The organism is Hymenobacter sp. 5317J-9, from assembly GCF_022921075.1.
GTDB lineage: Bacteria > Bacteroidota > Bacteroidia > Cytophagales > Hymenobacteraceae > Hymenobacter.
This window is the reverse complement of the sequence record NZ_CP095050.1, coordinates 1,392,612-1,414,484: the sequence shown is the minus strand read 5'-3', so window position 1 is coordinate 1,414,484 and position 21,873 is coordinate 1,392,612. Positions and strand designations below refer to the sequence as shown.

Here is a 21,873-nt window from a genome sequence, read left to right as displayed (position 1 = left end):
TTTGTTTTTACAGACGAATCTGGACTGTCCTGCTGAGCGCAGCCGAAGCATCTCCACCGCTTCGTTGCATCAACATTGGTTACCAATGCAGTAGAGATGCTTCGGCTGCGCTCAGCAGGACAGTCCATTAATTATTCAGAGTTTGATTAAGGCGGCCCTATGAGTACTGCAGCTTCTTGTCCAGAATCTCGCCGGTGGCTTCCTCAAAAGCCTTCACTATCCAGCGCAGGGCCTCGTTTTCGGTGGGATTCTTCAGCGTGGCTTTGCCCACGGCTTTGGTCAGCTCGTCGCGGAAGTAGCCCGGCGTGATGCCTTTACTGAAAATGCCGGTTTCCACCGTTTTATCGGCCACCATTTTGTTGAAATCCATTTCCTCGGCCCGAATGGCGGTGTAGCGGCGCTGGTTCACGCCCAGCTCCCGAATCCACTCATTGTACTCGCCGAAAAAGTCGTACAGCTCGCGCAGGGCGCGGTTGTTGCGCAATTGGGCCGAAAGGTCGCCGGCTTCGTAGTAGGGTGCTTTTTCGTCCTCAGGCGTGTGCTTAAGGAAGTAGCGGGCAAAGTAGTGCAGCTGAATGAGCGGGCGGGCCACTTCCTGGCGCATGTCGCTGGGCAGCTGGGCAAAGTCCACGTCGGTGCTGTCCGATTTCAGCCCGTATTCGTGGAACAGCGGCTGGTTGCCGTCGAGCTGGTTGTCGGGCACTTCCATGAAGTGCTGGATGGACAATGCGCCCAGCATCTCCAGCAGGTGGGCTTGGTTGCGCTGCTCAGCGCGGCCGGGGTGGTTGGCCAGCGGCTGGCCGGGCTGGTCGCCGAGGTAGTACATGGCTTCCAGCCCCTGTAGGTTGTCAGCGTAGTACGAAAGGGCCGTTTTGGTCTTCGTGATGAAGGTGTTGGAGTCGATGAAATCCTGCCCGGCGGCCTTCTCATCGGCCGATGGCTCCTGCAATTTGAAGTAGGGCAGCATCACCAGCGCGCCGGCCTTCATGCGGCGGCGCACCTCCGGGTGGGCCAGGGCTGAGTTGGTGTCGCGCAGGTTTTTCACCAGCAGCGGGAAGCCGGCCGCGCCGGTGCCCCCAAAAATCGAGCTAATGAAAAAGGCGCGGTCGCCGTCCTGCAGGCTTTGGGCGAGGTAGCGCATTTCCTTGCTCTGCACCACCGCATTCAGCACCACCGAGCCCACGTTGGGCGAGCCGCGGAAACCCACGTCAAGGTTGGCCGCCAGGCTATCCTGCGTAAACAGCAAGTCGACCAGGCCCTGCGTTTCCACCGAGAGGTCGTTGTATTTGAGGTAATCGCGGAAGGGCTGGCTGATGCCGCCGAAGTCGTACACGAACGAGTCGCGCAGCTCCTCGCCGCCGCCGCTGGTGTTCAGGTGGGCCAGTGTGTTCATGGGCTGGCTGAAGAAACCGTTTTTTTCCTTCTGGCCGTCGCTGTACAGGGCCTCGTGAATGCGGGCGTAGCGCTTGAGCAGGGCCACGGTGCGGGTCACGTCGCCGTTCTGGGTGTCGGGGTCGATGAGGACGGGCACCACCTGGTCGCAGTTCGGAATGCGCACGCCCGAGGCCAGCAACATGGTAAGGGAGCGCAGCACGCGGGCCCCGGTGCCGCCCACGGCAAAGATGAATAGTTTGGACATAGCTGGTTGTAATCAGATGAAATCGCCTGTCGTTCTGAGCGGAGCGAAGGGCCTTATCACGTTTGGAACAGTAATTACTACAAACTATTCAGTTGTGATAGGGTCCTTCGCGCTGCTTAGAACGACAGGCGGAAAAACTAAAACGGCCCCACAAACGGCGTGGTGCGCGCGTAGGTGCTCCACCGCTTCAGCAGCACGGAGAAAAGGAAAAACCACAGCGCGGCCACCAGCATGTTCACCACCATAAAGTAGCCGAGGTAGCTGCTGGGCTCGGCCCCGTGGCTTTTGCTGAGGGTATTGGCCAGCAGCACGCCCAGGCCCGCGGCCAGGGCCAGCGTCAGCACCCAGTGCGTGGTGCGAAACATGCCCGTGCGCAAGGCCGAGTTGAACACGTAGTAATACGCCAGCACCAGCAGCAGGGCCACGCCCAGGGTGCTCCAGCCCACGAGCGAAAAAATGTCGGTTTTGTACAGGCCGTAGTCGGCCGGGCGCTGGCTCTGGAAGATGGAAATCAGGGCCGAATACAGGCTGGTGAAGAAGGTTTGCATGAAAAAGAAGGCGGGTTATTTATCGTTTTTGAGCGGAAGCTGCACCGTAAATACGGGCGGCAAGGGCGTGGGGTACGACTGCCGGACGCCCGTCAGGATTTGGTCGAGGCCAAACGTGCGCGGGGCGGGCGTATTGTCGTTGGCGGTGCTCCAGGCACTCACCCAATCCGGCGTTTCCGGAGCGGGCAGGGCCAGGCTGAGCGTGGCGGTGGGGGCCGCCAGTTTGGTCACGCGCAGGCGCAGGGCGTGGGTGTAGGGCGCCAGCACGGGCTGTCCGCTTTGCTGGTCCTCGGTGAGCGTCCGCACCGAGTTGGGCACCACGGCGGCCTGACCGTTGGGCAAGCGCACCTGCAGATGTTGGGCCAAAAACGCCGGTTGCTGCCACGCGGCGGGCAATTCTTTCAGATTCAGGCCCACCGTAAATTCGGCCGGGTCGTCCGACACTTTCATGGTCAGGCCGTTATCCTCGGCGTACACGCTGCCGCTGGGCTTCAGTTTGGGGTCGGTCAGTTTCACCAGCACGGGCGCGAAAGCCGGCGTGCTCGTCTTCAACCCGAAGAAGGCCTGCTGGGCCGGGGCATTCTTGAATACCTCGGCCGAGTAGCGCGCCACCAGCGCGGGCGGGCCGATTACCCACACGTAGTACGGCACCTTCTCGCCGTTGAGCGTGCGCTTCGGCACCGGCGTTTTCACGGCCGGGAAGTAGCTGCCGTAGAAGCGCGAAGTTTCGCCAAATACGGCCACGGCCAGCTGCTTCTGGCTCACGGGCGCGATGGACGTCCGAATCAGGTTGGGCAGCTGCGAAAACGCCGACCGGTCTTCGGGCCCATAAATGAAGTCGGAAATCACCACGCTCACCTCCTGCGCCGCCTGCGGCCGGGCCAGAATGCCTTCCAGCATCTGCGGCAGTTCGGTGCCCAGGGCCGCTTGGGTCACGTTGCCCTGCACCAGGTTGCGCAGTTCGGAGAAGGGCACGGCCTTGGGCGCGGCGTTTTCGCAGAGGTAGTATTTGCGGTTGGCCACGGCGCCGTTCACCTGCGTTTCGGTGATGAGCGCGCCGATGCGCTGCTGAAACTCCGTGGGTGGCTTGTCGGCCCCGCCGCGCGGCACGAAGCCCTTCATGCCGCCCGAGTATTCCAGAAAAACGCTCACGTTGAGCGGGGCGGCTTCAGCTTCGGCGGGCGTGGTGGTGGCGGGTTTGGCGCCTTTGGTGGGCTTGGAGGCGGTGGTTTCGGCGGGCTCAGAACCACCGCAGCTCGCCAGCAGGGCAGTTCCCAGCAACACTCCGGCCAGCCGGAAGCCACGAAAAAAACGCAAAGCCAGGGGCTCCGCGGAAACAGATGTCGGCATAGAGTAAGCGCTAGGCAAGGTTTTGGGGCGAAGTATAGGCATTACGCAACGAAATGCCCCACGGCCGAAAACCAGTGCCGCTCAACGCGGCGGCTTCCGCGGTATTGTCTTTGCCGTTCAGTTGCGGCGCGTTCCGACCTTCAACTTAGTTTACCTCATGTGTAGCTATTTTGGGGTTGATTTTGGGGTGTTGTCCCCAAGCCGAGCTCATTTATTGCACCTTTCCTTCAAATTCTAGTAACATTGTGTAAAAAATGGCCGGAAATGGTTGTTTGGTTTGTGTTGTCTAATGCGCATAATTGCTTTCCGTCCCGAGTATCAACTCACCGTTGACCCCGCCCAAAACCGAATTTTCTACCAGAATTTTGGTCAGATGCGCGGCGCCACTTCCCTCCCCCACTACCGCGAAGACTGGGAGGCCGCCCTGGCCGAAGTCAGCCCGGGCTTTGTCATTCTCAGCGACATGCAGGTGGTGAACGGACACGGCGTGGGCCTGCTGGCCGAGTTTCAGGCCGTGGAGCAGCTCATTGTGCAGCGCGGCGTGACGCTGGTGGCCGAGGTGCACGTGCCCGGCCTGCCCACCCGCCGCCATACCGACGCCGTGACCACCAGCCAGGCCATGCCCGTCGAGTATTTCCTCGACATCTGGGACGCCACGCAGTTCCTCGACGAGCTGCAGCTGCGCACCGGCACGGCCGCCTGACACCGGCGCACCGCAGGGTTTTTGCGGGCTTTTAGCCAACGATTTACGGAGGAGTGCTGTTATAACCCGGGCCCGCGTTGGCGGCCCCGGCCGGTGGCCGTACCTTTGCCCAACGGCTTCCTACGTTGTAGCCGCTTCAAACCCGACGCCCGGTTAAAGGCACTTTATACCCCTTATGCCCACTCCCATTTCCACTGACATCTGCATCATCGGGGCCGGCCCGGTGGGCCTGTTTGCCGTGTTCGAAGCCGGCCTGCTCAAGCTCCGCTGCCACGTGGTGGACGCCCTGCCCCAGCCCGGCGGCCAGCTCTCCGAGATTTACCCCAAAAAGCCGATTTACGACATTCCGGGCTTCCCCGAAATCCTGGCTGGCGACCTGGTCGACAACCTGATGAAGCAGATTGAGCCCTTCCACCCCACTTTCACGCTGGGCGAACGGGTCGAACAATTCCAGAAGCTCGACGACGGCTCGTTTCAGCTTTACACCACCGACGGCACCGAAATTCACTGCAAGGCCGTGGCCATTGCCGGCGGCCTGGGCTCGTTTGAGCCCCGCAAGCCCGCCGTGGAGAACCTGGAGCAGTTTGAAGGCGGCCGCGGCGTGCACTACATGGTGCGCGACCCCGAGCATTTCCGCGACAAGAAAATCGTCATCGCCGGCGGCGGCGATTCGGCCCTCGACTGGACCAACTTCCTCGCCAACGTGGCTTCCGACGTGACGCTGGTGCACCGCGGCACCACCTTCCGCGGCGCCGCCGACTCGGCCGAAAAAGTGAAGACGCTGGCCGAGGCCGGCAAAATCAAGCTCGTGCTCAGCTCCAACGTGACGCACCTGCACGGCAACGGCATGCTGAAGGAAGTGACCATTACCGGCAACGACGGCCAGGCCGAGACGGTGCCGCTCGACTGCTTCATTCCGCTGTTCGGCCTCACGCCCAAGCTCGGCCCCATCGGCGAGTGGGGCTTGGAAATTGAGAACGATGCCGTGAAGGTTGATACCCTGGACTACAGTACTTCGCTGCCCGGCGTGTTTGCCATCGGCGACATCAACACCTACCCCGGCAAGCTCAAGCTCATTCTGTGCGGCTTCCACGAGGCCGCGCTCATGTGCCAGGGCGCCTTCAAATACATTTTCCCCGACAAAAAGTACACGCTGAAGTACACCACCGTCAATGGGGCACCGTCTATGTAGTCTGGTATCCCAGAGCGTCATGCTGAGCGCAGCCGAAGCATCTCTACCGCAATAGTAAATCCGACTACTTACGCGGTAGAGATGCTTCGGCTGTGCTCAGCATGACGTTCTTTTGTGCCCCAATCACCCACATTATGGAAGAAGATATCCGCATCTACGTTGAAGAAGCTCCCGGCCAGCGCCGCGAAATTCTGGCGCCCACTGATATGGGGCTGAGCCTGATGGAGTTGCTCAAAGCCAGCGGCTACGACATCATGGCCACCTGCGGCGGCATGGCCCTCTGCGCCACCTGCCACGTGGAAGTGCTGGCCGGCCCCGCCCTGCCCGAGCCCGAAGACGCCGAACTCGACATGCTTGAAACCCTGCCCGTGGTGCACCTGGGCTCGCGCCTCAGCTGCCAGATTCGCCTCACGCCCCGCACCGACGGCCTGGTGGTGCGCCTGGCCCCGACGGGCGCCTAAATTGGGCGTTGCCCAGGAGCCGCCGTCATGGCGTGCGCTACGGAGCAAACCGTTCAGTGCGCAGCGACCAATCGAATAATGTAAAAAGCCCCAACACTTCGCAGTGTCGGGGCTTTTTGTGATATAAAGGTTTGGAGGTTGGCAGGACGAGCGGCTTCGCGGCTGTAGCCATGACGGACGGCTACCCGGCCGCGCGCAAACGCTGGCGCATGCGCTCCTTAGCAACCTCCGACAGGGTTACACTGGCTTGGGCGCGGCTGGAAGCCGCAGCGCGGGCCCACTCCGCAATGAGCACCGTTTGCTTGGCGTAGCGGTTGCAGTAGGGGCAGTAGCGCAGGTGCAGCCACAGGCTGGCGCGCTGCTCTTTCGGGAGCGCACCGTCGGCGCGCTTTTCGAGCAGCAGCGTGGCGTGTTGGCAGGTAATGAGTCGTAGCATAATCAATTCTTAATTCTCGCCGAGGCCGTGTTTTTCGAGGCAGCGGCGCAGCTGCAGCTTGGCGCGGTGCACGATGACCCAGTAGTTGGCCGAACTCAGGCCGAGCTCCTGACAAATTTCTTCGGCCGATAATTCCTCCACAAACCGCATGGCAAACACGGCGCCCTGCTGCGGCGACAGGCGCTCCTGGCAGCGCTGCAGGATTTCGTGCAGCTCCTGCTGCTCCAGTGCCGCGTCGGCGTTGAGCCAACTGGCGGGGGCTTGCGGACCCGTCCAGTGGCCGTTTTCAGGTGTAAAGAAGTCGGCTTCGGTGGCACCGTTTTCACTCAGCTCGTCGAGGCTGACCTGGGTGGCGCGGGCCTGTCGCCGGTAATGGTCGATGATTTTGCGGCGCAGGATGACGAACAGCCAGGTGCGCTCGGAGGCTTCGGCCCGGAACGTGGCCAGGCCATCGAGGGCGCTCAGGAAGGTTTCCTGCACCAGCTCTTCGGCTACGTCGGCGTCGCTCACACGGCTGAGGGCGAAGCGGTAAAGCTCGTCGCCGAAACGGTCGGGCCAAAGCGCCGGAACGGGGGTGGCTGGGGTCATGCAGGCAAAAGGCACAAGTTGCGCTGCAAGATTACGTCAGCGCCCGGATTGGTGGGGCTATACGCGCCGGCGGCGCCGCAACACTGTGCCTCATTCCGGCACGGCGGCTGATGCGGCGCCTACCACATGGCGCGAAGCTGTTTCCTGCACCAAGGCCACGGCCCGCAGGTTGGCGCGCTTCCAGTCGGACGCCAGCGACAGCTCGGTGGTGGCAGCGAAGGTGCCATCGGCGCTCACGCGGCCCAGCGGCAGCAGCCGGCGCACCACCGAGGCATGGCGCAACAAGCGGCCCGAGTTTTCGCCCCGCCCCACCTGCGAGGCCAGGTTCTTCTCGGTAATGACCAGCAGCACCTCGGCCGCGGGCGTGTGGGCGGGCAGGCTGCGCACCTCCACCCGGGCCCGGCCGCCGCTCACGGCCACGCTCAGCGCGGCTTGCGGGGCTCGGGCGGCCTTGGCCACGGTGGCGGCCAGCTCGCCGGTGCGGCTGCCCACAAACTCGTAGCGGCCGGCCACCACCGCCTGGGGCGTGTAGGAACCCGTGCCGAAGCCCTGGGCGTATCGCCGCTGGCGCTCGGTGTAGGCAGGAGCCGAAAACACGTCCTTCCAGCCCAACCGATTCCAGTAATCCACGTGCTCGCCGAGGGCGATGACCTCGACGCCGGGCACCGTCTGGGCGTTTTCCAGCTCGCGCAGGGCCGCGTCGGCGCTGGGGCAGCTGGAGCAGCCTTCCGATGTGAACAGCTCTACCACCACCGGAACCCGGGCTGGCGCTTCTGGGGCAGGGGCCGCCGAGGCCAGCGCCAGCACGATGCCGCCGAGGGGCAGCGCCAGTAACATGTAGTTCTTCATGGGCTGAAAACTAGAGAGTAAGAAACGGGGTGCTAGCGAATGTTGCGCCATACCTGGCTAGACGCGCCAGCTTCCAAGGCCTTACGCGTCCACTCACTCAAGCCCAGCGGCAGCTTCCCAAAAGATACAAAAAAACCCTCGCAGCGGGTGCAGCGAGGGTTTTTACAGACAGATTTTTCTTACTGGGCCCGCTTAGCCGGGCCGGCGCTGCCGCTCACGTTGTCGGGCGCCTGCGTAGGCACTGCGGCCGCGTCTACCGGTGCATTGGTCAGGTTGAACACTTCCAGCACCAGGCGCCAGCCGGCCACGGCCTCGCGGCGCCAAATGCGCAGGTAGCTGCCGTTTTCTTCGGGGTGCTTGGCCGTGGCAAAGCGGCGCAGCGTGCCCACCACGTAGCCCAGGTCGCCGGCCGCGGCCAGGTAGCCGGTGGTGGGTGCGAAGGCATAGCCCGAATCGAGATTTTTCATGTTGGCCACGGCCGCGGCGCCTTGCATCATCGACAGGCCCGGGCGGTAGAGGCGGGCTTCGGCGCTGAGGTATTGCTGGTAGGTGGCGCCGGGCTTCGACAATTCGGCTTCGGCAAAGCGGCGGTCTACATCGAGCACTACGCTGGAGGGGGCCATACTGGGCGTGGCCACCGCCACCTGCAGGCGCGGCTGCGGCACAGTAGCCGCCTTAGCCGGGGAGCTGCCAATGCGCACAATGCCCATATCGACGGCAAATTTCCAGGTGCCATCGGGCTGCTTGCGCCACACGGTCACATATTCGCCGCTGGTCTGCGGCTGGTTGTTTTTCAAGATGTTCCAGGGGCCGGTGGTGTAGCCTACGTCGCCCGACTGGGCCACATCGGCCAGCACCGGGTACCACAGCAGGCGGGTGTTCTCCTGGGTCGGGCGGGCCTGCCACACTTCCTGGGCGTTCGCCAGCCGGCCGTTTTCGGCCACCAGGGCGGTGGGGGCACTGTTGGCCAGAAAGGCGGCCCGGGTGCCGGCTTGCATGGCTTGGGCGGCAAACGCGTTTTCGGCGGCAATCAACGCGTCGCGGTGCTGTGCCTGGGATTGAAACGGTAACAAGCTGCCCGCAAGGGCCACGATAGTCAAGTAATTCTTCATATGATACAAGCCGGATAAGTTAACTACAGCTAAGATAGTCATTGCGGGATAATCCCAATTCGCGGGCGGCGCTGGTTTATCATTCTGTGCCGTTCTTGCGCCCGAATTGGCGCCTGGCCGGCGCTTTCCCGCATTCCCCCCTTCTTGCTTTTCTTGCTTTTATGAAACTAGCCGACCTCACTGCCCGCGCCCGCCGCGTGCGCCTGGTGCTCACCGACTGCGACGGCGTGCTCACCGATGGCGGCGTGTACTACTCCGAGCGCGGCGAAGAGATGAAGCGTTTCAACATCCGCGACGGCATGGGCGTGGAGCGCCTGCGCCACCACGGCATTGCCACGGGCATCGTCACGGGCGAGGTGTCGCCGTCGGTGCGCACGCGGGCGGCCAAGCTGCGCATCGAGGAGTTGCACCTGGGCATCAAGGACAAGCCTGCCTGCCTGCGCGAAATCATGGCCCGCACCGGGCTGACCGCCCACGAGATTGCCTTTATCGGCGACGACACCAACGACCTCGAGATTCTGGGCATGGTGGGCTTTTCGGCTTGTCCCGGCGATGCGACCTCCTTTGCCCGCGCCGCGGCCGATTTTCACTGCCAGACCGCCGGCGGCCACGGCTGCTTCCGCGAGCTGGCCGAATTTATTATCGCCGCGCAGAGCAGCGGTGAAGCAGTGAAATAGTGAGGCGGCGAGTTTGCTGTTTTGCTTGGCGCAAGCTGCGCCGCAACCCCGTTAAACTCACTACCTGACCTCAGCTCGGCAGTAGCCCCTGAATGGCCGCCAGCCGGATGAGGGCCGCTGTGTTGCGGGTCTGGGTCTTGTCCATGATGTTCTGGCGGTGGGTTTCGACCGTGCGCTTGCTGGTGAACAGCTTGGTGGCAATTTCAGCGTTGGTGAGGCCTTCGGCCACCAGACTCAGCACTTCCATTTCGCGCTTGCTCAGGCCCAGGGCCAGGCGGGCGGCGTCGCCGTCGGCGGGCGTGCCGGTGTAGAGGCGGCTGAGCAGAGCCAGCCCAATGGCCGAGCATAAGAAGGGGCGGCCCGCGGCCACGGCGGACAAGCCGTGGGTCAGCTCCTGCATTTGCGCGTTTTTGAGTACGTAGCCGTGGCTGCCCAGGTCGAAGGCCCGCGCCACGTATTGCTCGCTGCTGAGCTCGCCGCGGGCCAGCACCCGCAGCTGCGGGTATTGGCCGCGCAGGGCCGGCAGCAGGGCAAAGGCATCGGGGCCGGGCAGGCTCAGGTCGAGCAGCACAACTGTGGGGGCGGCGGTGCCCGGCAGGGCCAGCAGCTCATCGCCGTGGCTGGCTTCGCCCACTATTTCGATGCCCCCGGCTGCCACCAAACCCGCGCGGAGTGCCTCGCGCGCAGGAGCGTGGCCATCGGAGAGAAGCAGGCGAATCATAGCAGTAAACCAGAGAACCGAAGTGAGCCGTTGGCACAACCAACTACTAAAAATTTGGTTTTTAGCAACCCGAAATTACAGGGTGCGCGAAGCTGAACCCTAAATCCGGTAACAAAAGCCGTATAAATCCCTAAAAAAAGCGGGATGTGAGTCGTCGAAATGGTACAAATACGGAGCCCCTTCTTCCGTATACGCTACCGGGCCCAACTTTGCTGTTCGCTGCCCGTTCCGACACCGTTAACCCCCTCCCCCGCCATGACCCGCATCCTGCTAGCCGACGACCACACCATTCTGCGCGACGGCATCCGGGCGTTGCTTTCCGCCGATGCCGACCTTGACGTGGTGGGCGAGGCCAGCAACGGCGCCGAGGTGCTGGCCATACTCGAAACCACGCCCGCCGACGTAGTGCTGATGGACGTGCAAATGCCCGTCATGGACGGCTTTGCCACCATGCCCGAGCTGCGCCGCCGCTTCCCGGAGGTACACGTGCTGGTGCTCACCATGCTCGACCACGAAAACTATGTGGCCCGCATGCTGGAAGCCGGCGCCCTGGGCTACGTGCTGAAGAACGCGGCCATCAGCGAAATCACCTACGCCATTCGGACGGTGGCGTCCGGCAGCCCGTTTTTGTGCACCGAAATTGGCCTGAATATGCTTTACAAGGCCGTGGCCAACTCCTCGGGCGTGAGCAGCGCCACCACCGACGACGGCGCCGCCCACGCCGGCGCCGACCTCACGGCCCGCGAATTGGAAGTGCTCAAGCTCATCGCCGAAGGCCTCACCAACGGCGAAATCGCCGACAAGCTGTTCACCAGCAAGCGCACCATCGAAACCCACCGCCAAAACATCATCGCCAAAACCCAGGCCAAGAACACCGCCGCCCTCATCAAGCTGGCCGTGAGCCGGGGGCTTATTTCTTAGGCAGCCGAGGTAAATAGCGAACGAGCAAAGTCATTTGCTCCTCTACCGCTAGTTCAGCAGGCCGCCCACGGTGCCGATGGTGAGGGCCACGATGACGGTATTGAACAGAAACGATACGCAGCCGTGCAGCAGCGCCACGCCGCGCAGTTCGCGGCTGGCAATGGCGATATCAGCAGTTTGGGCCGTCATGCCGATGACGAAGGAGAAGTAGGCGAAGTCGATGTAGTTGGGCTTGAGCTTGGGCCGGGTGGCGTCGCCCTGGTCGTCGGGGAACACGAGGCCGCCCACGTCGCAGCCAGTTTCCTCGTCCTGGTCGTAATACGTGTGGGCGTAGCGCAGCGTGAATACCACGTGCACCAGCAGCCAGGCCAGCACCACGGCGGCCACGCTGAGTGCCACGTGCAGCGTGCTCACATGGGGCGGCAGCTTGTCGAGCGAATGCAGCAGGCCCACCACCGCGCCCAGGCTGGCCAGGGCCGCCGCCAGCACCAGCACGAAGCCCAGGGTGCGGGGCAGGTCTTCGGTGGCGGCCACGCAGCGAATGTCTTCGGTATCGGCCGCCCACATGCCCAGCAGCACCTGCACCAAATCGGCCGCCCCAAACCCGACCCAGCCCATGACGGTGCGGGCCAGCGGGCCAATTTCGGCCGCCGAAATCCACGGGGCCAGGGCGTAGGGCAGCAGCCAAGCCGCCAGGCCGCCCACCAGCAGCGCCAGCCCCAGCCGCCAGCGCACGTCGAGCGAGCGGACCAGTTTGGGGGCGTTTTTTTCGGGCGTGGTGGCGGGGGCAGCGGCGCGTTTCTTGCTCATGGGGCCGCCAAGGTAGGGCCGCGCGGGCCCTTGCGCCCAGCCCCCAAAAGCAAAAAGTCCCGCCCCGCTGTTACTTCGCGGTATGAACACAGCCCCCCTTTCCGGCCTCTACGCGCCCTCGCTCGCCCTCGTCACCGACCTGTACCAGCTCACCATGGCCTACGGCTACTGGCAGCAGGGCATGCAGGACCGCGAGGCCGTGTTTCACCTCTACTTCCGCAAGGCACCCTTCGCGGGCGGCTACGCGGTGGCGGCGGGCCTGGCCCTGGCCGTGGACTGGGTCGAAAACCTGCATTTCTCCGAAGACGACCTGGCCTATCTCGGCAGCCTGCGCGGCAGCAAGGGCGCCGTCATGTTTCCGGCCGATTTTCTGGACTACCTGCGCCAGCTGAAGTTCACCTGCGACATCGACGCCGTGGCTGAAGGCACCGTGGTGTTTGGCAACGAGCCGCTGGTGCGCGTGCGCGGGCCGCTGCTGCAAGCCCAGCTGCTGGAAACGGCCCTGCTCACGCTCATCAATTTCCAGACCCTGATTGCCACCAAGGCCGCCCGCATTCGGGAGGCCGCCGGGCCTTCCGACCAGGTGCTGGAGTTTGGCCTGCGCCGCGCCCAGGGCTTCGATGGCGGCATGGGGGCCAGCCGGGCAGCCTACCTGGGCGGGGCCGATGCCACCAGCAACGTGCTGGCCGGGCAGCGCTACGGCATTCCGGTGAAGGGCACGCACGCCCACAGCTGGGTGCAGGCCTTTGGCGACGAGACGCAGGCGTTTTCGGCCTACGCGCAGGCTTTTCCCGACGACTCGGTGTTTCTGGTCGATACCTACGACACGATTGAGGGCGTGCGCCGGGCCATTTCGGTGGCGCGCGACATGCGGGCGCAGGGCCACGAGCTGGCCGGCATCCGGCTCGATTCGGGCGACCTGGCCTACCTCAGCCGCGAGGCGCGGGCGGTACTGGACGAGGCCGGTTTCACGGAAACGCGCATCGTGGCCAGCAACGACCTGGAAGAAAACCTCATCACCAGCCTCAAACAGCAGGGCGCCCGCATCGACACCTGGGGCGTGGGCACTCAGCTCGTGACGGCCTACAACCAGGCCGCGCTGGGGGGCGTGTACAAGCTGGCCGCCCTGCGCAAAGCCGACGACTCGGGCTGGGACTTCACCATCAAGCTCTCGGAGCAGGTGGCCAAAACCAGCATTCCGGGCATTTTGCAGGTGCGCCGCTACCTCAACGAGTACGGCAAGCCCCGCGCCGACATGCTCTACAACACCGCTCAGCCCCTCCCCGACCAGCTCATCCTCATCGACCCGGCCGACCTCACGCGCCGCCTCGCCATCAAGCCCGAAACCAAGTTTAAGGAGCTATTGGAGCCGGTGTTCCGCCAGGGCAAACGCGTGCTCGACCTGCCCACGCTGGCCGAAAGCCGCGCCCACGCCCAGCGCGAGGTGCAAAGCCTCGACCCCAGCATCCGGCGCTTCCTCAACCCCCACATTTTCCCGGTGGGTCTGGAAAAAACGCTTTGCGAGTACCGCACGGAGCTGATTCTGGAAAAAAAGCCGGTGCGCGGGGCGTAGCTGCGGCGCACTAGCGGCGCGCGCAATGCGGCCGGCCTAATCGAGTTCCAACCAGGCTTCTTCCTGTTGCGCCGCACGCTCTGGCTGGGTGCGCGGCGCCGGCTGGTGGCCTGGAACAAAGCTGAGCAGCGCAATGACCAGCGTGAAGAAGATGGCCAGCACGGTGACGAACTGGTGGGACACCACGCGGTTTTTGGAGAAGATGAGCATGATGACCAGCACCAGGAGCAGGCCGTCGGAAGCCCACACCAGCAGGCCGTCGCCGGACCAGTGCATCAGGCGGAACACCACGGTCAGAATGCCCAGCGTGAGGGTGGCCACCATGACGTAGTTGAGCACGTAGGAAGTGCCGGCTTCGGCATTGGCGCGGGCCGTGAAGCCCAGCACCGAACCCAACAACGCCCCGAAGCCGGACAGCAGCAGCGCATTGGCCCCCGCCCACCAGTTGAGCTTGAAATACACGCCCAACAAGCCAAGTACCAGGGCCGCGCCGTTGAGGAGTCGTTTACGTTTCATGCCAAAGAGATGCCGTTGAGCACAAATAACGGCAAATACCCTCCCGCATTACGCAAGCATCCCTATATAATTGCCACGGCCTGCCCCGAACCGCGAGGCAGGCCGTGGTTGCGGGCAGGCGATGCTGCTAGGCGTAGCGCAGCTCTCCGGCCCGCACGCGCAAGGTCACGCCGCGCTCGGCCGTGAGGTGGCCGGCCACCTGCGCCGCGTAGCCGCTGGCTTGCAGCGAGGCCACCACGGCCGCCGCCGACGCCGGTTCGGTCACCAGCAGCATGCCGGTGCCCATGTTCCAGTAGAGGTAGGCGGTTTCAGGGCTGAGGTCGCCGATTTCAAGCAGGCGCTGCATGGCGGGCAGGGGCTCAAACAGGTTGTCGAGCACCGCGCCAAGGCCGTTTTTGAGCACGCGCTGGAAGTTGTCGGCCACGCCGCCGCCGGTGATGTGGGCCGCGCCGTGCAGCGGCAGGCCGGCGTCGAGCAGGGCTGCCACCCCGGGCGAGTAGATGAGCGAGGGCGCGAGCATGGCGTCGCCCCAGGTGGGGTACTGGTCGGCGTCGGGGCCGTCATAAGGCGCCTCGTGCCAGTTGTCGCCAAAGAGGCGCGTCAGCGTTTTGCGGGCCAGCGAGTAGCCGTTGGAGCGGAACGAAGGCGACTGTATGGCCACCACGGCCATGCCGGCCTGGGCCGTGTGCCCGCTCAGGGGCCGCGCCAGGCTGGGGTGCAGGCTGCCGATGGCCGTGGAGCACCAGTTGAAGTTCATTTTCGCACCGGGCCAACCGCCGATGCGGTTGCCGAGCTCCGCAATTTCGCCGCCCGTAATAGCGATTTGGGCGAAGTTGCAGGCGTCGTGCAGGCCGCGCATCATCTGGTCCACCACGTCGTAGTCGAGGTGGTTCACGTCGATGATGTTGGAGAGGTTGGTGGGCACGAAGCCGGCCACAATGAGGTCGTCGGCGGTCATGGCCACGAGGTCGAAGCCCAGGGTGTCGTAGCGGCCGGTGCGCTCGGCCACCTCAATCTTGGTCCCGATGCCGTCGGAGCTGATGCCGAGGCGGGCGTTGCCGAACCGAATTTCGTTGGCAAAGCCGCCGTCGAGGTCCTGGGCGGCTTCGCCGGGCTTGCCGGCGCGGTTGGCGAAGGTCTTTTTGGCCCAGCCGTAGGCGTTGCGGGAAGCGGCGTTGCCTTCTTCGATGGAGTAGCCGGCGGGGTTGTTGGTGGTGGACATGGGGAAACTATCGGTATTGATTAAGCTAACCAGAACGTCATGCTGAGCGCAGTCGAAGCATCTCTACCGCGAGAGTAATTGATTACTACTGCGGTAGAGATGCTTCGGCTGCGCTCAGCATGACGTTCTTCATTCGTTGTTTTTAGCAGAGGATTAATGCTCCGTCGGCGCGGGCGCTTTGGCGCTCACCGACTTCTTGTCCTTTTTGTCGCCGCGGTGGCTGGCGCGCTCCTCCTGAATGTGGCGCAGGTAGTGCGTCACGTCGCCCGTCGGGTACTTGCCCGAGAAGCAGGCGAAGCAGCTGCCGCCGTGGCCTTTTTCTTCGGCAAACAGCTCCTCCAAATCCTGTAAATCCTGGTAAATGACTTTATCGGCTTCGATGTAGCGGCAGATTTCGTCGGTGGTGTAGTTGGCCGCAATCAGCTCGGTGCTCATGGCCATGTCGATGCCGTAGATGCAGGGCGACACGATGGGCGGTGCGCTCGAAATAAAGTAGACCTCGGAAGCGCCCGCCTCGCGCAGCAGGCGCACGATGCGGCGCGAGGTGGTGCCGCGCACGATGCTGTCGTCCACCACGGCCACCTTTTTGCCCTGCACGAACTCGCGGATGGGGTTCAGCTTCTTCTTCACCACGTCTTCGCGCCCGGCCTGGGTGGGCACGATGAAGGAGCGGCCCATGTGGTTATTCTTCACCAGCGCGCGGCGGTAGGGCACGCCAATGGCCTCGGCCAGCCCGGAGGCGGCGAAGTAGCCCGAGCTGGGCACGTCAATCACCATGTCGGGCTTCAGGCCGGCATCAACCACTTTGCGGGCCAGGATTTTACCCAGCCGCACCCGCTCGCGCGCCACCAGGCGGCCATGAATCACGGAGTCTTCGCGGGCGAAATAAATCTGCTCGAAGGCGCAGAAGTTCTTAGGCAGCGCATACTGGTTTTTGCGGTGCACTTGGTAGTTGTTGTCGATGAAAATGGCCTGGCCGGGGCCGACATTCTCCACAAACTCAAAGTCCAGGTAATCGAAGCAGGTGCTTTCCGACACGAAGGCGTAGACCGGGCCATTGGGCGTGTCGCGCCGCCCCAACGCCAGCGGGCGGATGCCCAGCGGGTCGGTGAAGGCCAGCAGGCCGTGGCCGGCAATGACGGTGATGGTGGCGTAAGCACCCTTCACCAGCTCCTGCGTGGTTTCCACGGCATCGAAAATGTCCACCACCGAAATGTGGTCGAGGTCTTTCACGCGCAGCTCCGAGGCGAAGGTGTACATGATGAGCTCAAGGTCGTTGGTGGTTTTGGGCAGCACGTGGTACTTGTCGTGCAGGCGCTTGGCCACGTCGCGGAAGTTGATGACGTTGCCGTTGTGCACCATGGCCAGCCCGAAGGGGTAGCTGGTGGTGAAGGGCTGGGCCAGGTCGGAGTCGTTGGCGCCCTGGGTGGTGTAGCGCACGTGCCCGATGCCGATGTTGCCCTTAAGCTTCTTCACGTGCTTGGGCTTGAACACGTCGTTGACGAGGCCCTGGCCTTTGCACAGGTGAAACGAGTCGTCGAAGGTGGCGATGCCGGCCGCGTCCTGCCCCCGGTGCTGCAGGGCAGTGAGGCCGACAATCATATCGCCTACAACGTTATCGGGACCGTGAAAACCTACTATTCCGCACATGGGATTGAGTATTTCGAGTTAAAAGCGACTATCCAGAACGTCATGCTGAGCGCAGTCGAAGCATCTCTACCGCTTCGTTGCGACTGTATTGATTACTTGCGCGGTAGAGATGCTTCGACTGCGCTCAGCATGACGTTCTGATGGTATGAGTTATTAATTCCGCCAGTGTTTCCGCGTACAGCTCGTGCTCCACGGCTAGGCCGCGGCGCTCCACTTCGGCCAGGGTATCGGCCCCACGCAAATCCACCGTTTGCTGAGCGAGAATGGGGCCGGTATCGAGCCCCTCGTCAACCAGATGCACGGTGATTTTGGTTTCGGGCAGCTTATTCTCGAACGCCCACTCGTAAGCGTGCAACCCTTGGTGCTGATGCGTATCGGCGGGGTGAATGTTGATAATGCGGCCCGCAAACGGCTGAATGAAGGCCGGCGACAAGATGCGCATATATCCCGCCAGCACCACCAAATCTGGCCGGTACCGTTGGAGCAGCGCGGCGGCTTCGGCATCGAAAGCTTCGCGCTTGCGGCCCTGGCTGGGCAGCGAGGCCACGGCACAGCCCATAGCGGCAGCTGCTTCGAGGCCGAAAGCGTCGGGCTTATTGCTGAACACCACCACCACTTCGGCCAGGTCTTTCAGTACGCCGGTTTTGGTGGCTTCGAGCAGTGCCAGCATGTTGGACCCCCGGCCCGAGAGCAGGATGGCCAAGCGCGCCTTCCTCCCCTCCGGCCCTTCTCCGAAAGAGAAAGCGGACTGCTTGAATTGCTCAAAAGAGTCGAGGAGCTTCATGAGTTTCAGTTGGGCTTCCGGTCTCAATTTACGGCTTCGGGGGTTAGCACCGGCGCGGGGCGCTGGGCAATGTCGGGGCGGAAGTAGGCGCCCTCGAAGGTGACGCGGGCGCAGGCTTCGTAGGCGCGGGCGGTGGCTTCCTCCACATCCTGGCCGTGGGCCGAGAGCACGAGCACGCGGCCGCCGTTGGTCACCAGTTCGCCGGCATCGTTGCGCCGGGTGGCGCCGTGGTAGGCGCGCACGCCGCTGGGCAGGTTGTCGAGGCCGGTGATGGGGAAGCCGGTGGGAAACTTGGGGGCCGGGTAGCCGCCCGAGGCCAGCACCACGCCCACGAAGGCGCCGGGGCGCTGCTTCACGCCCTGCTGGGCCAGGGTGCCGTTGAGGGTGGCTTCAATGAGCGTTATCAGGCTGCTGTCGAGGGCGGGCAGCAGCACTTCGGCCTCGGGGTCGCCGAGGCGCACGTTGTATTCCAGCAGCTTGGGGCCGGTGGGCGTGAGCATGATGCCAAAGTACAGGAAGCCCCGGAACTCGAATTGCTCGTTTTGCAGGCCGCGCAGGGTGGGGTCCACGATGTCGCGGCGGATGGCGGCCAGCACATTGGCATCGGCGAAGGGCACGGGGCAGTAGGCGCCCATGCCGCCGGTGTTGGGGCCCTGGTCGCCGGCCAGCAGTTGCTTGTGGTCCTGCGACGTGGCCAGCAGGCGGATAACGTGGCCATCGGTGAGGCCGATGATGCTGATTTCGGGGCCGGTCAGCTTTTCTTCGAGCAAAAAGGAAAACCAGCCCGAATAGCTCGTTTGCAGGTCGTCGAACGCCGCTTCGGCTTCTTCCGGCGATGAGCACACGTACACGCCCTTACCGGCAGCCAGGCCGTCGTATTTTATTACCACGTGCCCGCCCAGCTCGGCCGCTTTGGCGCGGGCCGCCGCAATGTTGTCGCTCCGGAAGGGCCAGGCCTGCGCCGTGGCCACGCCGTGGCGGCGCATGAATTCCTTGCTCCACACCTTCGAGCTTTCCAGCCGCGCCGCCGAGCGCGTGGGGCCAAACACCTGGATATCGGACCCGGCAAAAAAGTCGGTGATGCCGGCCGCCAGCGGTGCCTCCGGCCCCACCACTATCAGCCGGGAGTCGTGGGCTTGCGCAAAGGCGCGTACCGCCTCAAAATCCAGCGGGTCGAAGCCCGGCTGGCTGTTCGGGATGCCGGCGTTGCCGGGCAGCACGTGCACCGTGGCCCCGTCGCGGGTCAGCTTTTCGGCCAGGGCGTGCTCGCGCGCGCCGGAGCCAAGGAGGAGAAGGGTTTTAGAGGCTGCCAATGTCTTCTGAACTTAAAATCTATCTTGAATTACGCCCTCTTCCACACTTACTGAACTTGCTACAAATACCAAGTTGTCGTTTTCATGAGGCTCACCCAAGTTGCCATAGGGGTCGAAAGAGAGGTAGTATTTCCTCTCTTCTATTTCCTTAAAAACAACGTCTGAATAGCGGCTCAATTCAAAGTCTTCGCTGATGACAATTCTGTGCACACCACTCAACTGAATTTTCAACAGACAGGGCACCCATTTATTATGAGCAGCTTCTTTGCGAATCAACACTTCTAAAGCAGCTTGCCGATGCAAATAATTATTGGCTGCATAGTCCACGTCCAGCTTCAGAGAGCATATTTCTCCGTCATTGAGCGCATAGCCAGCCAATAATTCTTCTACCGTCTTCATTCAGCAGTTTCTTACAGCACCCGCAACTCTTCGTCGGCCGCTTTCAGCTTGGCTTTGGTGGCGAGGATGTCCTTGCTCAGGCGCTCGCGGAGGCGGGGGATGTTCAGGGCGCGCAGGGCGGCCTGGGCGGCGTTGTCGGGGCGCACCACCGTCAGGTTAGGCGTGCCGCTGGGCATGATGACCGACGAGTTTAGGTTCATAGCCAGCTCGGCGTAGTCCTTGTAGGGTGGGCACGAAATCACGGGCACGTTCACGGTAGCCGCCAGGGCGCCGCCGAGGCCGGCCACGGCGAGGACGACGCCGGGCTCCAGGCTGTTGTTCCAGATTTCGGCCATGCCGGCAAGGGCTTCGCCGAAGTTGAGGGCCGAAGCCACGCGCAGCTGCGTGAAGACGTCGTAGCCGTCGAACTGCCGGCGGAGTTGCTCGCAATGCTCCTTGTCAGCTAGCGAATCCATCACAATGTTCACCCAGGCGTCCTTCATCAGGCCGGCCTGCACGAGGTTGGCCAGCATGCGGGCGCGGGCGTCCTGGCGGCCGGTGTGGGGGGCGTCGGGGCCGTGGGTGTCGGCCGTGGGCAGGGCCTCGCCGGTGATGCGCTGATAGATGTCGAGGTAGCGGCGGCTGGCTTCCTGCGCTACTTCCGGGGTGAGGGCGCGCGGGTACTGGCCGTCTTTTTTGTTGGCAATGAGCCACTGACGGACGTACTCCTTGTCCATTTGCTCGGCCGTTTCGGGATTTTTGGCGTAGTCTGCCGCCGCCCAGAAGCGGGAGGAGTCCGGCGTGTGCATCTCGTCGATGAGAATCAGCTTGCCGTTCAGCAGGCCAAACTCGTACTTGGTATCGACCAGAATGATGCCCTTTTCGGCCAGCAGCTGCGAGCCCACGGCAAACAGCATCTGGCTTTTCACCGCCATCTGGTCGTACAGCTCCTTGGTCACCCAGCCTTCGCTCACCAGGTTGTCGGGCGTGATTTCGCGGTCCGATTCCTCCTTGGTGGTCGGCGTCACAATGGCCTGCGGGAAGGGCTGGTGCTTGGTCATCCCATCGGGCACCGTCACGCCCGAAAACGTGCGCTGGCCGGCCTGGTAGCCGCGCCACATCGACCCCGTCAGGTACTGGCGCACCACCATTTCTACCTTGATGGGCTCGGCCTCCTTCACCAGCATGGCGTTGGCATCCACGAGCTTGATAACGTGATTGGGGATGATGTGCGCCGTCTTTTCAAACCAGTAGTTTGCCAGACCGTTGAGTACGGCGCCCTTGTGGGGGATGGCCGTTTCGAGCACCGAGTCGAACGCCGAAAGACGGTCCGTCACGATGATGAGACGGTCGCCGCTGGGCGCACGGAGGCTGTCGCGCACTTTGCCGCGGTGCAGCAACGGAAGTTGGGGAGAAGCGAAGTGGGTGAGGGTGTTCATTTAACTGCGGTTCGGGAGAGCCTGGTTTGGGGTGGCGGGTTGCGCGGTGGGCACGGCGTCAGCATTCTTTTGGGTGATGTGCGCCACGATGTTTTTGAAGATTTGCAGGCCCTCGCCTTCTTCGCTCGCGGCCGGATTCTGGCGCCGCCGCCGGGCCCATTCCGGGTGGTTGTAGGCCGACAAAAACGCCTCGGGGTGCGGCATGAGGCCGAACACCTGGCCCGTGGGGTCGGTGAGGCCGGCGCAGTTCAGGGCCGCGCCGTTGGGGTTGAAGGGGTACACGTGGGTGCCGTCGCCGTTAGCGTCGAGGTAGCTCAGGCAGTTGAGGCCGGCGGCTTCGATGCGCTGCTGCATGGCGGCGTCTGGAATCACGAGGCGGCCTTCGCCGTGGCGCACGGGCACTTCCAACGTGTCGATGCCTTTGAGGAAGGGCGTGTTCGATTTGGGGTTCGCGCGGAGCGTCACCCACCGGTCTTCGTAGCGGCCACTGGCGTTGTGGGTCAGGGTCACTTCGGGCGTCACGTCGCCGCCCAGGTTGGGCAGCAGGCCCAGCTTAACCAGCACCTGAAAGCCGTTGCAGATGCCGAGCACAAACTTGCCGTCGGCGATGAATTGCTTGATGTCATCGAGCAGGGTGCGGCCGTCCTGGCCGGTCTGGCGGTAGCGCAGCTTGTTGGCCAGCACCACGCCCGAGCCCAGGTCGTCGCCGAAGGAGAAGCCGCCGGGGAAGTTCAGCACGTCAAACTCGTGAATGCTCACCTGCCCGTGCAGCACCTGGTTGAGGTGCACGATGGTGGGCTCGGCGCCGGCCAGGCGGTAGGCCGCCGCAAATTCTTCTTCGCAGTTGATGCCGAAACCAGTCAGAATCAGGGCGCGCACGACCGCGCCGGCAGTCCATTCTTGTACCTCCGATTGAACTTTATGTGCTGCCTCTTGGGCTTCTTGTACCATTTCTAAGGTGTTTTGGGCCAATAGGTGTTCGTCTTGTGCC

Annotated in this window: 23 protein-coding genes; 6 read left to right on the top strand and 17 right to left on the bottom strand. The window is 63.3% G+C overall.

Annotation, left to right across the window (positions count from 1 at the left end; translation table 11 throughout):
• Positions 1-157 precede the first annotated feature (157 nt).
• From MUN81_RS05820 to MUN81_RS05810, 3 genes are all read right to left on the bottom strand, one after another.
• Positions 158-1,639 (bottom strand): hypothetical protein, encoded by a 1,482-nt coding sequence (locus tag MUN81_RS05820; protein ID WP_245115832.1) that lies wholly within the window; start codon positions 1,637-1,639, stop codon positions 158-160.
• Positions 1,640-1,776: 137 nt separating this feature from the next.
• Positions 1,777-2,187, bottom strand: a complete 411-nt coding sequence (locus tag MUN81_RS05815; RefSeq protein ID WP_245115830.1) for a hypothetical protein — start codon at positions 2,185-2,187, stop codon at positions 1,777-1,779.
• Positions 2,188-2,202: 15 nt separating this feature from the next.
• Positions 2,203-3,504 carry a hypothetical protein gene (locus MUN81_RS05810; RefSeq protein ID WP_245115828.1) on the bottom strand — a complete coding sequence of 434 codons (1,302 nt, stop codon included), beginning with the start codon at positions 3,502-3,504 and terminating at the stop codon, positions 2,203-2,205.
• A gap of 322 nt (positions 3,505-3,826) precedes the next feature.
• Here MUN81_RS05810 and MUN81_RS05805 point away from each other — a divergent pair, with 322 nt between their 5' ends.
• The 3 genes from MUN81_RS05805 to MUN81_RS05795 all read left to right on the top strand — a co-directional run bounded on the left by MUN81_RS05805 (position 3,827) and on the right by MUN81_RS05795 (position 5,893).
• Positions 3,827-4,240, top strand: a complete 414-nt coding sequence (locus tag MUN81_RS05805) for a hypothetical protein (RefSeq protein ID WP_245115826.1) — start codon at positions 3,827-3,829, stop codon at positions 4,238-4,240.
• A gap of 175 nt (positions 4,241-4,415) precedes the next feature.
• Positions 4,416-5,432 carry an NAD(P)/FAD-dependent oxidoreductase gene (locus MUN81_RS05800; RefSeq protein WP_245115824.1) on the top strand — a complete coding sequence of 339 codons (1,017 nt, stop codon included), beginning with the start codon at positions 4,416-4,418 and terminating at the stop codon, positions 5,430-5,432.
• Positions 5,433-5,566: 134 nt separating this feature from the next.
• Positions 5,567-5,893, top strand: a complete 327-nt coding sequence (locus MUN81_RS05795; RefSeq protein ID WP_245115822.1) for a 2Fe-2S iron-sulfur cluster-binding protein — start codon at positions 5,567-5,569, stop codon at positions 5,891-5,893.
• Between the two features lie 181 nt (positions 5,894-6,074).
• On the opposite strand, the gene MUN81_RS05790 is transcribed toward MUN81_RS05795, so the two are convergent.
• The 4 genes from MUN81_RS05790 to MUN81_RS05775 all read right to left on the bottom strand — a co-directional run bounded on the left by MUN81_RS05790 (position 6,075) and on the right by MUN81_RS05775 (position 8,878).
• Positions 6,075-6,329 (bottom strand): hypothetical protein, encoded by a 255-nt coding sequence (locus tag MUN81_RS05790; RefSeq protein WP_245115820.1) that lies wholly within the window; start codon positions 6,327-6,329, stop codon positions 6,075-6,077.
• A gap of 9 nt (positions 6,330-6,338) precedes the next feature.
• Positions 6,339-6,917: a sigma-70 family RNA polymerase sigma factor gene (locus MUN81_RS05785; protein ID WP_245115818.1), complete on the bottom strand. Its 579-nt coding sequence runs from the start codon at positions 6,915-6,917 to the stop codon at positions 6,339-6,341.
• Between the two features lie 90 nt (positions 6,918-7,007).
• Positions 7,008-7,766, bottom strand: a complete 759-nt coding sequence (locus tag MUN81_RS05780) for a DUF1223 domain-containing protein (RefSeq protein ID WP_245115816.1) — start codon at positions 7,764-7,766, stop codon at positions 7,008-7,010.
• Positions 7,767-7,945: 179 nt separating this feature from the next.
• The gene (locus MUN81_RS05775) at positions 7,946-8,878 is read right to left on the bottom strand and encodes a DUF4440 domain-containing protein (RefSeq protein WP_245115815.1); all 933 of its coding nucleotides are present in this window, start codon (positions 8,876-8,878) and stop codon (positions 7,946-7,948) included.
• A 161-nt stretch (positions 8,879-9,039) separates the two neighbouring features.
• Here MUN81_RS05775 and MUN81_RS05770 point away from each other — a divergent pair, with 161 nt between their 5' ends.
• Entirely contained in the window at positions 9,040-9,555 is a 516-nt protein-coding gene (locus MUN81_RS05770; protein WP_245115813.1) for an HAD-IIIA family hydrolase, read from the top strand.
• A 70-nt stretch (positions 9,556-9,625) separates the two neighbouring features.
• On the opposite strand, the gene MUN81_RS05765 is transcribed toward MUN81_RS05770, so the two are convergent.
• Positions 9,626-10,276, bottom strand: coding sequence for a response regulator transcription factor (locus MUN81_RS05765; RefSeq protein ID WP_245115812.1), 651 nt, complete (start codon positions 10,274-10,276; stop codon positions 9,626-9,628).
• Positions 10,277-10,531: 255 nt separating this feature from the next.
• Between MUN81_RS05765 and MUN81_RS05760 the strand changes: the two genes are divergently transcribed.
• Positions 10,532-11,197, top strand: coding sequence for a response regulator transcription factor (locus tag MUN81_RS05760; RefSeq protein ID WP_245115811.1), 666 nt, complete (start codon positions 10,532-10,534; stop codon positions 11,195-11,197).
• 48 nt (positions 11,198-11,245) lie between these two features.
• Here the strand turns inward: MUN81_RS05760 and MUN81_RS05755 are convergent, their stop codons facing one another.
• Positions 11,246-12,007: a DUF1345 domain-containing protein gene (locus tag MUN81_RS05755; RefSeq protein WP_245115809.1), complete on the bottom strand. Its 762-nt coding sequence runs from the start codon at positions 12,005-12,007 to the stop codon at positions 11,246-11,248.
• A gap of 82 nt (positions 12,008-12,089) precedes the next feature.
• On the opposite strand from MUN81_RS05755, the gene MUN81_RS05750 reads away from it, so the two are divergent.
• Positions 12,090-13,580 carry a nicotinate phosphoribosyltransferase gene (locus tag MUN81_RS05750; protein WP_245115807.1) on the top strand — a complete coding sequence of 497 codons (1,491 nt, stop codon included), beginning with the start codon at positions 12,090-12,092 and terminating at the stop codon, positions 13,578-13,580.
• A gap of 36 nt (positions 13,581-13,616) precedes the next feature.
• Here MUN81_RS05750 and MUN81_RS05745 read toward each other — a convergent pair whose 3' ends face one another.
• The 8 genes from MUN81_RS05745 to MUN81_RS05710 all read right to left on the bottom strand — a co-directional run bounded on the left by MUN81_RS05745 (position 13,617) and on the right by MUN81_RS05710 (position 21,761).
• Positions 13,617-14,096 carry a hypothetical protein gene (locus MUN81_RS05745; protein WP_245115805.1) on the bottom strand — a complete coding sequence of 160 codons (480 nt, stop codon included), beginning with the start codon at positions 14,094-14,096 and terminating at the stop codon, positions 13,617-13,619.
• Positions 14,097-14,223: 127 nt separating this feature from the next.
• Positions 14,224-15,318 (bottom strand): AIR synthase-related protein, encoded by a 1,095-nt coding sequence (locus MUN81_RS05740; RefSeq protein WP_245115803.1) that lies wholly within the window; start codon positions 15,316-15,318, stop codon positions 14,224-14,226.
• Positions 15,319-15,471: 153 nt separating this feature from the next.
• Positions 15,472-16,968 carry an amidophosphoribosyltransferase gene (gene purF / locus MUN81_RS05735; RefSeq protein WP_280638266.1) on the bottom strand — a complete coding sequence of 499 codons (1,497 nt, stop codon included), beginning with the start codon at positions 16,966-16,968 and terminating at the stop codon, positions 15,472-15,474.
• Positions 16,969-17,092: 124 nt separating this feature from the next.
• Positions 17,093-17,752: a phosphoribosylglycinamide formyltransferase gene (gene purN / locus MUN81_RS05730; RefSeq protein WP_245115799.1), complete on the bottom strand. Its 660-nt coding sequence runs from the start codon at positions 17,750-17,752 to the stop codon at positions 17,093-17,095.
• 23 nt (positions 17,753-17,775) lie between these two features.
• On the bottom strand, positions 17,776-19,065 hold the full coding sequence (purD, locus tag MUN81_RS05725; RefSeq protein WP_245115797.1) for a phosphoribosylamine--glycine ligase: 1,290 nt from the start codon (positions 19,063-19,065) through the stop codon (positions 17,776-17,778).
• Between the two features lie 12 nt (positions 19,066-19,077).
• Positions 19,078-19,464 (bottom strand): hypothetical protein, encoded by a 387-nt coding sequence (locus MUN81_RS05720; protein WP_245115796.1) that lies wholly within the window; start codon positions 19,462-19,464, stop codon positions 19,078-19,080.
• 11 nt (positions 19,465-19,475) lie between these two features.
• Complete coding sequence (locus tag MUN81_RS05715; RefSeq protein WP_245115795.1) at positions 19,476-20,882, bottom strand: phosphoribosylaminoimidazolesuccinocarboxamide synthase; 1,407 nt, start codon at positions 20,880-20,882, stop codon at positions 19,476-19,478.
• Positions 20,883-21,761, bottom strand: a complete 879-nt coding sequence (locus MUN81_RS05710; protein ID WP_245115792.1) for a phosphoribosylformylglycinamidine synthase subunit PurQ — start codon at positions 21,759-21,761, stop codon at positions 20,883-20,885. It abuts the gene before it with no gap.
• Positions 21,762-21,873: the final 112 nt, after the last annotated feature.

What these genes read in the sequence shown, in the direction of transcription:
- MUN81_RS05820 (WP_245115832.1), bottom strand. Translation starts at nt 1,639, where the DNA reads ATGTCCAAACTATTCATCTTTGCCGTGGGCGGCACCGGGGCCCGCGTG.
- MUN81_RS05815 (WP_245115830.1), bottom strand. Translation starts at nt 2,187, where the DNA reads ATGCAAACCTTCTTCACCAGCCTGTATTCGGCCCTGATTTCCATCTTC.
- MUN81_RS05805 (WP_245115826.1), top strand. Translation starts at nt 3,827, where the DNA reads ATGCGCATAATTGCTTTCCGTCCCGAGTATCAACTCACCGTTGACCCC.
- MUN81_RS05800 (WP_245115824.1), top strand. Translation starts at nt 4,416, where the DNA reads ATGCCCACTCCCATTTCCACTGACATCTGCATCATCGGGGCCGGCCCG.
- MUN81_RS05795 (WP_245115822.1), top strand. Translation starts at nt 5,567, where the DNA reads ATGGAAGAAGATATCCGCATCTACGTTGAAGAAGCTCCCGGCCAGCGC.
- MUN81_RS05790 (WP_245115820.1), bottom strand. Translation starts at nt 6,329, where the DNA reads ATGCTACGACTCATTACCTGCCAACACGCCACGCTGCTGCTCGAAAAG.
- MUN81_RS05785 (WP_245115818.1), bottom strand. Translation starts at nt 6,917, where the DNA reads ATGACCCCAGCCACCCCCGTTCCGGCGCTTTGGCCCGACCGTTTCGGC.
- MUN81_RS05780 (WP_245115816.1), bottom strand. Translation starts at nt 7,766, where the DNA reads ATGAAGAACTACATGTTACTGGCGCTGCCCCTCGGCGGCATCGTGCTG.
- MUN81_RS05775 (WP_245115815.1), bottom strand. Translation starts at nt 8,878, where the DNA reads ATGAAGAATTACTTGACTATCGTGGCCCTTGCGGGCAGCTTGTTACCG.
- MUN81_RS05770 (WP_245115813.1), top strand. Translation starts at nt 9,040, where the DNA reads ATGAAACTAGCCGACCTCACTGCCCGCGCCCGCCGCGTGCGCCTGGTG.
- MUN81_RS05765 (WP_245115812.1), bottom strand. Translation starts at nt 10,276, where the DNA reads ATGATTCGCCTGCTTCTCTCCGATGGCCACGCTCCTGCGCGCGAGGCA.
- MUN81_RS05760 (WP_245115811.1), top strand. Translation starts at nt 10,532, where the DNA reads ATGACCCGCATCCTGCTAGCCGACGACCACACCATTCTGCGCGACGGC.
- MUN81_RS05755 (WP_245115809.1), bottom strand. Translation starts at nt 12,007, where the DNA reads ATGAGCAAGAAACGCGCCGCTGCCCCCGCCACCACGCCCGAAAAAAAC.
- MUN81_RS05750 (WP_245115807.1), top strand. Translation starts at nt 12,090, where the DNA reads ATGAACACAGCCCCCCTTTCCGGCCTCTACGCGCCCTCGCTCGCCCTC.
- MUN81_RS05745 (WP_245115805.1), bottom strand. Translation starts at nt 14,096, where the DNA reads ATGAAACGTAAACGACTCCTCAACGGCGCGGCCCTGGTACTTGGCTTG.
- MUN81_RS05740 (WP_245115803.1), bottom strand. Translation starts at nt 15,318, where the DNA reads ATGTCCACCACCAACAACCCCGCCGGCTACTCCATCGAAGAAGGCAAC.
- purF (WP_280638266.1), bottom strand. Translation starts at nt 16,968, where the DNA reads ATGTGCGGAATAGTAGGTTTTCACGGTCCCGATAACGTTGTAGGCGAT.
- purN (WP_245115799.1), bottom strand. Translation starts at nt 17,752, where the DNA reads ATGAAGCTCCTCGACTCTTTTGAGCAATTCAAGCAGTCCGCTTTCTCT.
- MUN81_RS05720 (WP_245115796.1), bottom strand. Translation starts at nt 19,464, where the DNA reads ATGAAGACGGTAGAAGAATTATTGGCTGGCTATGCGCTCAATGACGGA.
- MUN81_RS05715 (WP_245115795.1), bottom strand. Translation starts at nt 20,882, where the DNA reads ATGAACACCCTCACCCACTTCGCTTCTCCCCAACTTCCGTTGCTGCAC.